General features: G+C 40.4%; 15 protein-coding genes. 9 read left to right on the forward strand and 6 right to left on the reverse strand.

The genetic code is table 11. The features are described from left to right. The 6 genes from RI557_RS09835 to RI557_RS09860 all read left to right on the forward strand — a co-directional run. The coding region (locus tag RI557_RS09835) for a TRAM domain-containing protein (RefSeq protein ID WP_310683517.1) at positions 1–298 on the forward strand (298 nt) is incomplete at its 5' end. 134 nt (positions 299–432) lie between these two features. Continuing rightward, entirely contained in the window at positions 433–1074 is a 642-nt protein-coding gene (locus tag RI557_RS09840) for a hypothetical protein (protein WP_310683519.1), read from the forward strand. 128 nt (positions 1075–1202) lie between these two features. Further along, positions 1203–1694 (forward strand): transcriptional regulator, encoded by a 492-nt coding sequence (locus RI557_RS09845; RefSeq protein ID WP_310668080.1) that lies wholly within the window; start codon positions 1203–1205, stop codon positions 1692–1694. Then, a complete protein-coding gene (locus RI557_RS09850) occupies positions 1687–2844 on the forward strand; it encodes an efflux RND transporter periplasmic adaptor subunit (RefSeq protein WP_310683521.1) in 1158 nt (385 codons plus the stop codon). The genes RI557_RS09845 and RI557_RS09850 overlap by 8 nt, the downstream gene beginning before the upstream one ends. A 5-nt stretch (positions 2845–2849) precedes the next feature. Then, positions 2850–5960 carry an efflux RND transporter permease subunit gene (locus tag RI557_RS09855; protein WP_310683523.1) on the forward strand — a complete coding sequence of 1037 codons (3111 nt, stop codon included), beginning with the start codon at positions 2850–2852 and terminating at the stop codon, positions 5958–5960. A 9-nt stretch (positions 5961–5969) separates the two neighbouring features. Further along, entirely contained in the window at positions 5970–7388 is a 1419-nt protein-coding gene (locus RI557_RS09860; RefSeq protein WP_310683525.1) for an efflux transporter outer membrane subunit, read from the forward strand. Here RI557_RS09860 and RI557_RS09865 read toward each other — a convergent pair. Next, positions 7385–7993, reverse strand: a complete 609-nt coding sequence (locus RI557_RS09865) for an SOS response-associated peptidase (protein WP_310668076.1) — start codon at positions 7991–7993, stop codon at positions 7385–7387. The two genes, RI557_RS09860 and RI557_RS09865, sit on opposite strands and share 4 nt — an antisense overlap. Positions 7994–8195: 202 nt before the next feature. On the opposite strand from RI557_RS09865, the gene RI557_RS09870 reads away from it, so the two are divergent. After that, entirely contained in the window at positions 8196–9137 is a 942-nt protein-coding gene (locus tag RI557_RS09870) for a class I SAM-dependent methyltransferase (protein WP_310668075.1), read from the forward strand. On the opposite strand, the gene RI557_RS09875 is transcribed toward RI557_RS09870, so the two are convergent. From RI557_RS09875 to RI557_RS09885, 3 genes are all read right to left on the reverse strand, one after another. Further along, the gene (locus RI557_RS09875) at positions 9079–9849 is read right to left on the reverse strand and encodes a DUF3291 domain-containing protein (protein ID WP_310668074.1); all 771 of its coding nucleotides are present in this window, start codon (positions 9847–9849) and stop codon (positions 9079–9081) included. The genes RI557_RS09870 and RI557_RS09875 overlap by 59 nt on opposite strands. Positions 9850–9976: 127 nt before the next feature. Continuing rightward, the gene (locus RI557_RS09880; protein WP_310683527.1) at positions 9977–10534 is read right to left on the reverse strand and encodes a hypothetical protein; all 558 of its coding nucleotides are present in this window, start codon (positions 10532–10534) and stop codon (positions 9977–9979) included. A gap of 123 nt (positions 10535–10657) precedes the next feature. Next, entirely contained in the window at positions 10658–11341 is a 684-nt protein-coding gene (locus tag RI557_RS09885) for an amino acid racemase (RefSeq protein ID WP_310668072.1), read from the reverse strand. A 311-nt stretch (positions 11342–11652) separates the two neighbouring features. Here RI557_RS09885 and RI557_RS09890 point away from each other — a divergent pair, with 311 nt between their 5' ends. Both RI557_RS09890 and RI557_RS09895 read left to right on the forward strand, forming a co-directional pair. Continuing rightward, positions 11653–11841: a hypothetical protein gene (locus tag RI557_RS09890; RefSeq protein WP_310668071.1), complete on the forward strand. Its 189-nt coding sequence runs from the start codon at positions 11653–11655 to the stop codon at positions 11839–11841. Further along, on the forward strand, positions 11841–12047 hold the full coding sequence (locus RI557_RS09895; protein WP_310668070.1) for a hypothetical protein: 207 nt from the start codon (positions 11841–11843) through the stop codon (positions 12045–12047). The genes RI557_RS09890 and RI557_RS09895 overlap by 1 nt, the downstream gene beginning before the upstream one ends. A 188-nt stretch (positions 12048–12235) precedes the next feature. Here RI557_RS09895 and RI557_RS09900 read toward each other — a convergent pair whose 3' ends face one another. After that, positions 12236–13546 carry a DUF4886 domain-containing protein gene (locus RI557_RS09900; protein ID WP_310683529.1) on the reverse strand — a complete coding sequence of 437 codons (1311 nt, stop codon included), beginning with the start codon at positions 13544–13546 and terminating at the stop codon, positions 12236–12238. A gap of 137 nt (positions 13547–13683) precedes the next feature. Continuing rightward, entirely contained in the window at positions 13684–14028 is a 345-nt protein-coding gene (locus RI557_RS09905; RefSeq protein ID WP_310683531.1) for a DUF5684 domain-containing protein, read from the reverse strand. Between the last annotated feature and the right edge of the window lie 796 nt (positions 14029–14824).

The raw sequence follows: 14824 nt of genomic DNA on the forward strand, positions 1-14824 counted from the left end.
CACAATGGAAGATGATGTTCCGGAAGAAGTGAAGCACGAACGCGCTGAAGCAATTATGGAACTTCAAAGTGGCATCTCTCACGACCTCAATCAAAAGTTTGTAGGGCAAACGATGAAAGTATTGATCGATAAAGTAGAAGGAGATCACTTTGTTGGTAGAACTGAATACGATTCACCTGAAGTGGATAACGAAGTGCTCATTACAACAAAAGATAACTTTTTGCGTGTTGGTGATTTTGCTAACATCAAAATCGATTATGCAGAACATTATGATCTTTACGGATCGCCTGTTGGGTAAGAGATAACTTTATTTAGTCTTATAATTAGGAATTACCATTTCACTTTCCTTAACACGGATTAACTTTTGTTGACTTAATGTCAGTAGTTTACAACTTACTTTAGCACTGTTAAAACTCAAAACTAACTCGTGCTATGAAAAAATTACTGCTCCTTTTTGCAAGCTCAACTCTCGTATTAACAGCTTTTTCTCAGGTAAATCCGCTCGCTTATAATCAAAACAAAAATGACAATTCATTCATCGTGGAAAACCATTCATTTGGTTTAAAAACAGGCTGGATGAGAACACTTGGTTTTGGTTTTTCAGGGTTTTATGAATTTTCACTCGCTGATCGCTGGACGCTTTACAATGAAATATATCTATCAAGTGATACTTATTTTCCATTTAGAAAAGACTTTGATAAGTTACCGCTAACTCCCGGAATAAACATAGAGCCACGATGGTATTTCAATATTCAAAAGAGAAGTAATAAGGATAAGTGGACAGCAAATAATGCTTCCAACTTTCTAAGTCTAAGACTGAATTATCATCACAGAAACGGTGTAATGACTCCCTTTCATGAGGATAAAGTGTTATATTCAGGTAAAAGCTATGAATTTAATGCTTTGTTGATGTTTGGGATGAGAAGGAACCTCACTAAACACATTTTCTTTGAAGGTAGTGTGGGCTTAGGGATTCAATACATCAAGGAAGAAGGTGTAAGCTTTCCAATGCAAGAAAACATATATCCTTCTGCACAATTAGATCTTAGGTTTGGCATTAACTGGGCTAAATAATGAAGTTGTTAGTTGTATCAACATTAAATGTCAATACAATTTAACAAATCATTAAAGAATCCTTCAGTTGGTTGGTTCGGTAGTTTCCGAACTAAACGTAGTTTTGCTGCTCAAATAATCATTGAAGCGTGCAAAAACAGGAGGAGAAAAGGCTTATAGAAGATTTTGGTGTTCACCTTGAACAAAAGGAAGAGCTCTCGCCACTCGCTGCTCGCATTTATGCTACTCTCATCCTACAGGTAGGTTCCGGAATTACCTTCGAGGAACTGGTTCGTGACCTCGAGGCGAGTAAGAGTTCTATTTCCACAAATCTCAAAATGCTTTCACAACTCAATCTGATAGAGTACACGACAAAATGTGGAGATCGCAAAAAGTATTACCGTGTTCCCGATGATCAGGTTTATCGCGTTATAGACCGAAAAATAACTACCTGGGAAAAGGAACTCTCTCTTCACGAACGTGTTTACAATTACAAAAAGGACAAAGCTGAACAGCTCAACCCTGAAACCCCGGTTGATCTGAAATATAATCAGCTTTTTATCCAGTACGCACAATCAATGATCGAGGGGCTTACTAATATCAAGCATAAATTAAAGGATAACTCAATTGAAAATGACTAAGCTAATTCGATTCATAATTCCGGCTATTGCATCAGTAGCACTAATTTCTTGCGGAGGCGAAAAGCAGCAGCAAGGGGGAGGAGTACCTGAATATCCTGTAATTGAAGTCACTACCGGTGATTACACAGGCTACCAGGATTATCCTACTAAAATTGAAGGAATTCAAAATATTCAGATCCGAGCCAAAGTTAGCGGCTACGTTGACGATATACTGGTTGATGAAGGCGAAACTGTTAAACGAGGTCAGGTGCTTTTTCAACTGGAAACGGCTTCTCTATCTCAAGATGCTGATGCAGCTAAATCGGCAATTGAAACGGCTAAGTCACAAGTTGAAGCTGCTCAACTGGAAGTTGAAAAACTCCAGCCTCTCGTGAAAAAAGAAGTGATCAGTGAGATGCAACTCGCTACGGCCAAAGCAGATCTAAACTCGGCCAAAGCTCAACTCAAACAAGCGAAAAGCAATTACCAGAGCATTACGGCAAATGTAGGCTATGCAAAAATTATCAGCCCCGTTAACGGTGTTGTGGGTAAAATCAATATGCGTGAAGGTTCTTTGGTAGGTCCCACAACAACTCAGGCTCTGACTACAGTAGCAAACATTAGCCGGGTTTACGCATATTTTTCGCTCAACGAAAGAGAGTTTTTGGATCTGACCAAAAAACTTGATGGTAAAACGCTTACTGATAAATTGGTGAAGTTGCCTGCTGTTTCACTTCAACTCGCTGATGGATCTGACTATGAACTCAAAGGAAGAGTTGACGCTTCAACGGGAAACATCGATCCCGAAACCGGGGCCATTCAACTCCGCGCGATTTTTGACAACCCAAACAGAATTTTACGAAATGGAAGCAGCGGAATCATAAGCTTACCGCGCGAGTACAAAGATGCAATTGCAATTCCGGCTCTTTCCACATTTGAACGACAGGGAAAAAGGCTGACTTACCTGATAAACGGGGGAGACTCGCTCCTTTCAAGACCGATTGAAGTACAAGATGAAGTAGGAAAGTATTTCATTATTTCACGCGGATTGAACTCCGGAGATCGCATTTTGGCAAAAGGTGTTGGTAAAGTACGATCAGGCGCTCAAATCAAACCTGTTATTGTGCCTATGGACAGCGTTGTGAATTCATTTTCAACAGTTTTTAAATAATCAATATGCTCAATAAGTTCATCGAGAGACCTGTACTTTCAACGGTAATATCCATTGTTATTGTGATATTAGGTGTGTTGGGAATTAACACGCTTCCGGTAACACAATACCCTGATATTGCCCCGCCAACAGTGCAGGTTCGCGCGAATTATCCCGGTGCCAATGCCGAGACGATCCTGGAGAGTGTGATCTCACCAATCGAAGAGCAAATCAATGGTGTGGAGGGAATGATGTACATGACCTCCAAGGCCAGTAACAACGGATCTGCTGAGATTCAGGTGTTTTTTGAGCAGGGCTATGACCCCGATATTGCGGCTGTTAACGTTCAGAACCGGGTGGCGCGCGCAAATGCCGTTTTGCCCAGTGAGGTGATTCGCTCAGGGGTGATTACCCAAAAGAGACAAAACTCTGCATTGATGTATGCAGCCATGTTTTCAACGAGTGAGGAGTACAACGATACTTATGTTCAAAATTACCTAAAGATCAATGTTGTACCAGAATTGCAACGTATCAACGGAGTAGGAGAAGTCAACCTGTTTGGCGGCAAAGAATACTCGATGCGCATTTGGCTGGATCCCACCAAAATGGCAAATTACAACCTTACACCGGCCGATGTTAACCGTGCTATTCAGGAACAGAGTAGAGAGGCAGCTCCCGGTTCTCTGGGACAAAACGCGGGAGAGAGTTTCGAGTACGTGATCAAGTACAAAGGCCGACTCAAAGAGGCAAAACAGTACGAGGATATTATCATTCGAGCAAATAATGACGGCAGTTACCTGCGCTTAAAAGATGTAGCCGAAGTTGAATTAGATGCGTTCTCTTACACATCAGTTTCACGTGCCGGTGAATATCCATCAATTTCATTTGGGATCTTCCAAACTCCCGGCTCAAATGCACAGGAGATCAACAATAAGGTGCTCAACAAGCTCGATGAGCTCAAGAAAGATTTTCCTGAAGGACTCGATTACCAAATCAACTACAACACCAATAAATTCCTTGATGCTTCTATCGATAAAGTAGCAGAAACACTTATTGAAGCATTTTTACTCGTCTTTTTAGTTGTATTCATTTTCCTCCAGGATTTCAGGTCAACTTTAATTCCGGCCATTGCCGTTCCCGTTTCAATTGTAGGAACATTTTTCTTCCTTCAGTTATTCGGCTTTTCAATGAACCTGCTCACCTTATTTGCGCTCATCCTGGCGATTGGAATTGTGGTGGATGATGCCATCGTAGTGGTGGAGGCTGTCCACGCGAAAATGGAGCGCGGAGCTGAAAATGCGCTGGAAGCATCTAAAAGCGCGATGAGTGAAATCAGCGGAGCAATAATTTCCATCACGCTCGTGATGGCAGCGGTTTTTGTTCCCATTACATTTATTCAGGGTCCGGCCGGGGTTTTCTACCAGCAATTCGGGCTTACGCTCATCATTGCCATTCTCATCTCGGCATTGAATGCGCTTACGTTAAGTCCTGCCCTGTGTGCTATTTTTCTAAAGGCCAATCACAATAATGCTCAGAACCGAAATTTGCTCCAGCGTTTCTATTCGAGCTTTAACGTTGCCTTTGAAGCAACAACTCAACGATACGGAAGAGCTGTGAAAAACCTTCTCAAGTACAGATGGATCACAGCAGTGGTTTTGGTTTTAGCCGGAGTATTAATCTGGTGGTCGAGTTCGGTAACGCCTTCAGGTTTTGTACCCAGCGAAGACAGAGGTGTTGTGTTCATGAATATGGAACTGCCTCCGGGTACTTCAATGGATCGCACTTTTGCAGCTACGCAGGAGATGTACGATGAAATTGAGCAGATAGAAGGCGTGCGCACCGCAACCACAATTGCAGGCAGAAACTTTTTCTCGGGAAATGGGAGCAGCTACGGAATGGGATTTATACTGCTCGAAAACTGGGAAAACCGCGACAATGAAAAAGAGAGCATTGAAGCAATAACCGGCCAGCTTTTCAAGCGCAGCAAAAAGATAAAAGATGCTGATATAATATTCTTTACACCTCCCAGTATTCCGGGATTTGGATCATCAGATGGTTTCCAGGTGGAGCTGTTGGATAAATCTGCCGGTGAATTGAAGCAGATGAATGATGTGGCTGAAGAGTTTATCGGGAAGCTACGTGAGCGAGAAGAAATCGCGTTTGCTTCAAACTCATTCAGTACCGAGTTCCCGCAATATGAGCTGAGTGTTGATGCAGCACTCGCCAAGAGAGCAGGAGTGAGCATCGATGATATTCTCAATACACTCCAGGGATATTACGGTGGAATTTACTCGACAGACTTCAGCAAGTTTGGTAAACCTTACAAAGTTTATCTTCAATCACTACCAGAAGACAGGGCAAATAAAGATGCTCTGAAACAGGTTTTTGTGAGAAACGGAAACGGTGAAATGGCTCCGATCTCCTCTTTTGTAGAACTGAAAAAAATCTACGGTCCGCAAACGATAAACCGATTCAATCTTTTCAACTCGGTTTCCATCAAAGGATCATCAGCACCGGGATACAGTTCGGGTGATGCGATTAAAGCTGTTGAAGAAGTAGCAGAAAGCTTACCAATTAACTTTGATGTAGCTTTTAGTGGAATCACGCGTGAGGAGATCAAAAGCCAGGGACAGGCACCGATCATTATCGGGTTGAGTATTTTGTTCGTGTTCTTTTTCCTCGCTGCACAGTATGAAAGTTACCTGTTGCCTTTCTCAGTACTGTTCTCATTACCGGTTGGGGTGGCCGGAGCGTATTTCACGACTTACATTGCAGGCCTGGAAAACAATATTTACTTCCAAATTGCACTCGTGATGTTGCTCGGACTGTTAGCGAAAAATGCAATTCTGATTGTGGAGTTTGCGCGGCAACGCAGGCAACAGGGAATGTCGCTCGCGCAATCGGCAATTGACGGGGCTAAAGTTCGGCTCCGACCAATATTGATGACATCGTTTGCATTCATCCTTGGGCTACTTCCCCTGGTACTGGCTAACGGTGTGGGAGCAGCCGGAAACAATTCAATCGGTACCGGAGCTGCCGGAGGTATGTTGATTGGAACAATTGTGGGACTTTTCATCATCCCGGTATTTTACGTGATCTTCCAGTGGTTACACGAAAAGGTTTCATTGAAAAAATAAAGTTTGAGAATGAGAGATCGATATAAAGTTGTGCGTTTACTTTCGGTTCTGACCGTAATGATTGTTGCGATTTTCGGGATGCAATCCTGTTTTGTGACCAAAAATTACGAGGAACCGAAAGATGAAAAGCAGTTCATGTTCAGGCTTGATAGTCTGCAAAAAGATGACGGAGAGGCTCTTGGCGAAGTAAAGTGGAGGGAGTTTTTTTCAGATCCTATTTTGATAAAACACATCGACAGTGCGCTGGCGAATAATTACAACAACCAGATTGCGCTTCAGAATATCAAAGCGGCTGATGCTTATTTCAAGCAGAGCAAAATGGGCTTTTTCCCAACTTTACAGGTTGGAGCTGAAGCGCAGAGACAGCAGGTTTCTCCTAATTCGCGTTTTGGAGAGTTCTTCAATGAAGTCCTCTACCAGTATGATCTATCGGCATCATTGACGTGGGAAGCAGATATTTGGGGGAAAATCGCGAGTCAAAAGCGTTCGCTTGAGGCGCAGTTTTTACAATCTGTCACAGCTCAGCAAGCGGTTCAAACAAGACTCATTAGCAACCTTGCCAACACGTATTATCAATTACTGGCGGCAGATCAACGCAAGCAAATTTTGGAAAAAACAGTATTAGTCAGATCCAAAAGCTTACAAACGATTAAAGATTTAAAACAGGCCGGACAAACAACTCAGCTTGCCGTCAATCAGTCTGCCGCGCAGGTTGATGAAGCCAAAGCGCTATTGGCAGATGTAGAACAGCAGATTTTTACGCTCGAAAATGCTCTTTCCATTTTGATGGGAGAACACACCATGTACATTGAGCGCAGTAAACTGAGCGAGCAAGAATTTCCTGATGAGTTTGTCGTGGGAAAATCTGCATCAATTCTCGCAAACAGGCCGGATGTGCGCGAAGCTGAACTCGTTTACAGGAGCAGTTTTGAACAGGCTAATGTGGCGAGAGCTTCGATGTATCCAAGTGTTCAGTTATCGCTTACAGGCGGATTTCAATCGCTCGAAACAACGAACTGGATCAGCCCTAATTCATTTTTCACTACGTTGATTGGCGGTATTACGCAGCCCATTTTCATGCGCAGGCAGTTGCTCACCCAATTGCAGGTTTCAAAATCTGTGGCTGAGCAGAACTTTATGGCTTTCAAGCAAACGGTATTAAATGCCGGAATGGAAGTGAACAATGCGTTGAAAAATTACGACATTCAGAACCGAAAACTGGAGATACGAAAACGACAGGAAGAGCATTTGACCAATGCGCTTGAGAATGCTGAGGATCTCCTCAAAAACGGCTATGCCAATTATTTGGAGGTTCTGAATGTGCAGGAATCGTTGTTGAATATTCAGTTGCAACGCACTACGACAGAATCTGCCAGACTCCAATCCACAACCGAATTGTACAGGGCTCTCGGTGGAGGAGTTAACTAAACCGGATTTGCGATGAGTTGATCGTTAGCCGTTTGCGTTTTTTCGATGGGATCATTGAACCAGCTTTCCATCGAGCTGCGATCCAGTACGATGGGCATTCTTTTTTTGGTGTTGTGGATTTCACTCATCAGCTCATTAGCTGCAGTAGTGACGATGCTAAAAGTGTTTTGTATTTCTCCGGTTTCCCGGCTAACCCATTCACTCCAAATTCCGCCCAGGAAAAATGATTTACCGTCTTCTAACCCAATTTCATATTTCTGTTTTTGCTTTCCTTTTGAGTCGAGCCACTGCCATTCGAAGAAAGAGTTTGCCAGAATGAGGCACCGGTTGTTGACTGAGGTTCTGAAAGAAGGTTTTTTGCGAATTGTTTCTACTCTGGCGTTGAGCGTGTACTTCCTTATGTTTTCGTCTTTAGACCAGTGCGGGATGAGCCCCCAGTTGAACATTTCAACGAGTTTAGTATCCAAATTGCGCACAATCATGCTCTGCGGAAAGGTAAACCCATTGAAGTAGAGTTGATCGTTTAAGGTTGGAATTTGGCTAAAATCAAAATCTGAGTTTTCTTCTTTTTGCTTTGCTACGCTGCTATTGAAATGGAAACACATATTGCAATGATAGGATTTTGAATGAAAATTTAGTCAGTTCAACTTAATTTAACCATTACGTAAAAACCGTTACGTAAAAGACGTAATGGCGAAATGCTTGAACTTGAGTGTTTTTGTGTTGATTGGAGGCGGTTTAAGTTACTTTTGATGTTTGATTAAACAATATGATGTGTCGCTGTTTTAGTTAAAAGAAGATCTTAGTATGAGTCACCAATATCAGCAAACCAAATGCCTGCTTTGTGGTAGTAGCAAAAGTGAAACTGTTTACACGACCAAAACCCACATGATGAGGGATGATGGCACCCGGTTTCATTTTAATAGTTGTAGCGATTGCCATCTCGTGTATCTCAACCCACAGGTTGTGGAGGAGGAGCTTGGCGCATACTATCCATCTTATTATTTACCTTACAGAGGAGCAAAAGCATGGGGTAGATTTGCTAAAATGGTGGAAAATAGCCAGCGTAAGATTGATCTCAAGCGTGTGAAGTTAGCCCGCAAGTTTTTAAATACAACTAAAGCACGTGTTTTGGATGTTGGATGCGGCAACCCCACTTTTTTGCAGCAATTGTCAAAAGTTGGTTACGATTGCACGGGAATCGATTTTAAGTCTGAAGGTTGGGAGGAAAATCAAAAGAGCAATGAAAAACTCAATCTTATCGAGGGAGATCCTAATGATCTCCATTCTGAAACACCTTTTGACCTCATTACAATGTGGCATTATTTGGAGCACGACTATCATCCGCGCAAAACATTGGAACACCTTCTCAATCTCTCTCATTCCAATACCCGACTGGTCATTGAAGTACCCGATTACGACTCTATTTCACGAAAGCTGTTCGGTTCTGACTGGGAAGGGTTTCACGCACCACGACACACAGCCATTTATACAGCTAAAACACTTAAAAGCATGCTGGAAAAAAGTGGTTGGGAAGTTGAAAAAGCTCAAAAGTACGGTACTTTAGATGCATATTCTCTTTGGTGGATGAGTAAAATGGAGCGCAGGAAAATCGACTGGAGTGGGAGTATGGAGCCTCATTTTTGGAGTTATGTACGCGGGATGATGGCTACATTGCCATTATTTTTACTCAAACCCTGGTTAAGGACAGGAGTTCAGCTTGTGACGGCACGTCCTCAAAAGAAATAATACCGTAATCTTCGAGTGGTTTTTTTCCGTTGAAGGTTCCTATTGTGGCTATAGGGTTAAATCGGGCAAACATTTCTTCGCTGTACCATTGGATTTTGTGTGTGTCAGTAACAGCTTTTTTGTGTGCTTTGTTCCTGTAAGCATAATCTCTAATGGCTTTGCTATTTTCCCACATGCTAAAAGTGGCCTGTTCAATGAGTGGCAGTTCGCCAATTCCTATTGAGAATAGTTTTCCTTTCGCTTTTTCAATTGCTTTGCTGGTTGCCGGAACCTGTTTCCAAAATTGAACGAGCTTACTTTTTTTAATAGATGCTCTTGTTATGACAGCTCTCAATTCATTAACAGGGTCGTTTTTTGTGCCAAAAGGTTGTAGGTTGTTCCAGGTTCCTTTTACTTCAATGGGGCTCAAAATAACTGTGAATGATTCGTGACTTCTCGAATTGTAGTTTTGCCAAAACTCGCTGTTGGTAAAATCGATAAAGTGCTGTTCAGATTTAAACACGGTGAGCATGGAGTACACATTGAAGTTTGGTATGATACTAAAGCCTGCACCTCTCCCAGATCCCATTAATTTACTGAATAGATTGCCCTTTTGCTCGTTGAGTTGATTTCCTCCGTTGCGCATTTTCGCTAAGGCCCACATCTTGTTTCGTGAATTTAGATTAAAAAATGTGATGGCTGTAAAAGGTTGAGAGTTCTTTTTATTGTTCATTAGGGCATGGGTATTTAGCTATATGAGGAATCCTGTTTCCAGGTTGTTTATAAGTGTTTTTCCATTCCACAAGTTGACCGTTACATCGATTTTGAAAGTTAATATTTTGTCTTGACAGTAACTCATATCAATCTTTTACCGCATTGATTATGGCGTTGAAAAATGAGTTGGGGATAGCGTCATCAGTATCAGGATAGTGCCAGTGAATGCCGTACTTTTCACAAAGTATTTTGGCCCAGTTGAGTGACTCTGCTCTATGCGGACTACCCACAATGATTTTTTTGTTTTGATTGCGAATGGCATTGCTCAAAAAGAATCCGAACTCAAACCGCGATGAAGGCCCGATGTTAGCCGGATAACTCCCCGCATTTTTGGGTGTCCAAAATGTAGGCAACCAAAAGGCGATCACCTTACTATTCACCATTTTTTCGTGTTCCCACAGCGTTTGATCTTTCTCAGTGTAATGATCAGTCATCACGTCATTCCAATATCCTGTTTCGGGCTCGGGAATGATGAGTTGGAGTGAGTTGGTGTGCTGCACTTCGATTGACTCAAACTTTTTGATGAACTGCCTTCTCCAACCGTTAAGCATATCGCCATCTTTTGGTGATGGCCCGGCTAAAAACACTGAATTGTGAGCATTTATTTTTTGGTCAAATCCGGCAAATAGCGTTTCAATTGTCATACTTGTTCAACAAAGAGCAAAGTGGAAAGTTTTGTTAGCTGCAATGGCTGGTTTGCTCCATAGACACGCTGAGTTGGAGGAGTGGAGTAGTCAATGACAGTATAGGCTCTGATCGAAAATAAATTATCGATCCAATATAAAATCAACCGCCATGTTGACGTGTAAATCTGTAGTAGCCAAAAGGGGCACGTCCATTTTATGATCCTTGAAAAGAATTGGCAACTCCGTACAGCCTAAAATAATACCATCAGCACCGTTTTGAACAAGTTGATGGATTTGCTCTTTGAAAAAATGCAGAGCCTCATCAGAAAAGATGCCTTGCGTGAGTTCTTTTGAAACGTAATGATGCGCCTGATCGATGAATTGATCTTCAGGAATGATGGTTTCTATTTGAAAGTTGTTTGTCAATCTGTTTGCAATGAAGCTGCCTGTCATAGTGGGCTTGTTACCCAGCAGCCCTAATTTTTTAAGTCCAAACTGTTGGGCTCTTTTTCCGGTAGCATCAGCAATGTGCATAATAGGAATCGAAATTTTATCGTGCACGTAATTGTAAACATTGTGCGGGGTGTTAGCGCAAATGATAATAGCCTCAGCTCCGGCCTCTTCCAGTTTTTGAGAAGTCTCCAGGTACTTTGCATTGATTTTTTCCCAATTCTGTTCGCGCATGAGCTCGATGTTGAGGCTGTGAATTATCAATGGCGGATTGCCCTGACTGCCAATTTCCTCTGCCACTTTTTTGTTGATTGAACTGTAGTACTCTACGGTGGAATACCAGGAAGTTCCGCCTATCATTCCGAGGGTTTTCATATTATTTCAGTTGAGATTTTTTATAAACTATGCTTTGTCCTAAGAACTGAAGCGAATTTACTCACTAAAATTGGGAATGAAAGTGAGGGTTGTTACATTGTCTGTTTGTTAAAGTTTCTGGATAAGAGTTAAAAACACCAATTAAGATGATTAATGTTTGATTTTGATTATTTAAGCTTATTTTAAATTGAGATTTAAAAAGGCACTGTTTAAACAAATTGCTTAAAAATGACTTAAGATTATGTAAGTCTTTACCTTTTGAGAAAACAAAAAGGAATAAATCTTTATTTAGGAAATCAAAAAATAAGAAAATGAAAGAATTTATTTTAAAGTGGTATCCAGTTATCATAGCATTTTTTGCTCTCCTCTACTCAGTTGGACTTGGTTTGATGGGTAGAACAGAAGAAGCGCAGTATTCGGCACACTGGCCTGGGACTATATTACTTTTTGCTATTGCAATTAGGCAACGCAGAATTACAAATAGAAAAGACGAAAAATAATGGAATACGGAATGTATATCGTGGGAGCCATCATTTTTGGTTCTTACATGTATTTTACCGCCTGGAATATTATTGCAGGCGCTAAAAAACAGAAACAGGAGAATATAAAATCCAATGAACAAAAAGAAATTGATTACGATGGTTCAGTTCAGTTTGACTCGTCTAAAAAAGACAAATCGGATAAAACAAAGGACAATAAGCATTAAAGTTAACCCCAAAACTTACTTTTAATTCACTGAATTTGAATAAGTTTAAAAAGTTAATTAAGACACTTGTTAGTCACAACCTTCGTAAATAGTTCTCAAATGATTTAGCAGTAATATACCCACACACACATATTTTTAAAATATCCAGTGAGTAAAGAAAATAGCTGGAGCTCTTAAGAACTAAGTGTTTACTTTTTCAAAATTTTAAAATTCGCTTTTGAACCAGAAAACTCATCCCGGATACTAACTATATAAAAACCTGCAGGCAAGTCGTTTAGTGAGATATTGATGTTTTGTGCTGTTGTTTCTCTTCGGGTGATGACGATTTGACCAAGTGTATTCATCAACTCGATCTTCACAGTACCTTTTTTTGTTCCATTATTATGAATTACAAGATTGGAAGTTGCCGGATTGGGAAAAATCTCAAAATTTTCTTTGAAGTGATGCTCAACACTTTTTGTTGTAGAAATGTTGATTGTTTTTTCTGTAGTATCCCGGCTTGAACAATAATCTGCGATTAACCTCACCGTGAAGCTACCATTGGAAGTGTAGATGTGAGTTGGTGTTTTTACTGTATCAATATTACCATCTCCAAAATCCCAGTAATAATTCACGGGAGATCGACTTTGCGATAAGTTTGTAAAAGCTACTGAATCGTGAAAGACATTAAAATTGAAGTCTGCTGTTACCTCATAAGCATCCAGGTTCCATTTGGAAAAAGCATCAAAAACGGTTGAGTCTGCCGAAGTTTGTAAAGAATTAGCTTCCGTATTATTCAGGTTGCCGGTAAAGGTATTTCCCACAGGGCTCGAATTCCACAAAGCGGCATGAAAAACACAAGCCGCCAGATAGCTTCCCCTGTAATTTGGATGGCTCTGATCAGTTGAATGTAAAACTGTATTCGTGTTTTCAATGATGTTTTTCCAGGCAATTCCAACAGGAGCAACGCATGCATTAATGGCCTCTGCTGCTCCCAGGTAAGCACTTTCTAAAGAATCCTGCATGTGGCTAAAATCAACAAAATCCGGACTGCAATAATTATCAGGAGAGCATTGTTGTCCGCCATTTTGCCTGCCCCAGGTCATGAACATCATTATTTTGGCACAGGGGGTATAATGCGAAATTGAATCTTTGAGCTTCATCACTGAAGGATACATGAAGTTGTACCTGTAGTGATCGATTGTGGGGACCTGACTCTGTTCTTGAAGTATGACAAAGTCCCAGTTTTCAGACTTGATTTTATGCATAGCTGTAGTATCGAGCTGTTGTGCAGTATTTTCATTATTGGCAAAATTCCACAGCAACGTGCCTCCGGGAGTATAGCTGTCGTAGATGAGTTGTTTATCGTCAGCATCAGCCAGACTTGATACCAATTGAGGCAGGTTGTTGTACGCTGTATAGCTATTCCCCAAAAACAACACTTTTAGTGTGTCATTTTGAGCACTACTACCCATTGATAAAAAGACAAAGAGAACGATTAAAAATTGTGCTAATTTCATGTCATTCTGTTTTAAATAGAGTTTTAAAAGGTTGGTTTATCAACGGTTTGCAGCTAATAAACGTGGGGCTTTCGAAGCACTTACTCGTACGTTTACAATTGTGCGCCATTTCCTTTAGATACAGTCATGAGCTGGTTTTAGTTTGTTCCTGCTGGTCCATTATATTTAGCATCACCTAACCCCAATACTGGATAAAATATTATTGGCAACAACAATAATCCAATTGTAAAGCCTTCACTTTTGCCAAAACTTTTAGATAGTAGATTAGTCATCCATATTGCAAATACAATATTTACAATTGGAATTAAAAGTAATAATAGCCACCACCAGGGTTTTCCAATAATTTCTAAAAGAACAATAATGTTATAAATCGGAATTAGGCAAGCCCATCCAGGCTTATTAGCTTTCGAATAAATTCTCCATTGAGATACGATTAGTAAAACAGTGATAACCACATAAATAACAATTAATACTTCTTCCATAAAACTTAAGTTTTAAATTTACTACTCATAAGGCTTTTCAGTTTCGCCCCGTTTATCATAGTGGTCGCTGGACTCCACTTTTATTTTTCATTGGTCGTAATAGTTACAAACTGCAAACTTCAATAATTGAGGTTCTCTTGTCTGTGCCATTACGTTATTTTGTTTTTTAAACTTACTTAAAATGCTTGTAAGCTAACAAAAGGTCAACCTATTTCATTGTTAAATATGGAATAAGTTTACTTTTTATGTCATATATATTTTGACCAAAATAAATATATTGGATTCAATTTCAAAATGTTTATGACTTTCAAGTAAGATATTAAAACTTTATTTTGTTGCTCAGTGTTTGTATTGAGGGATAATTACAGATTTAACTATGAATTGCTTTCAACCGAGCACGCAAGTGCGAGCTCACGAATACCTTCAACAAAAAATATTAAATGAGTAAATTGGTTCTTTTACTTTGATTTGCAAAGCACGGCTACAATTCCCGCTATTAAAAAAACATGTTGTGAATATCTTTCAACCGAGCACGCAAGTGCGAGCTCACGAATACCTTCAACAATAGATATTAAATGAGTAAATTATTCGTGAGATATAAAAAATGCAGGAACTCATGAACTCCCGTTGGTCGGTTGTTCTTTAACTTAGCTTTTCACAGTTGGGAAAGAAAACAGGCTGTAAAAGGACACGAAAAAAGCCTCATCAAGTAAAAGATGAAGATTTTCAGTAATTTATATAGTTAATGCTCTATTCGATTGAATCAGGAAGGTTCAAGTTTATAGGACCTGTTATC

Origin of the sequence: Salibacter sp. (assembly GCF_031581065.1) — a bacterium.
In the GTDB taxonomy this organism is placed as follows: domain Bacteria; phylum Bacteroidota; class Bacteroidia; order Flavobacteriales_G; family Salibacteraceae; genus Salibacter.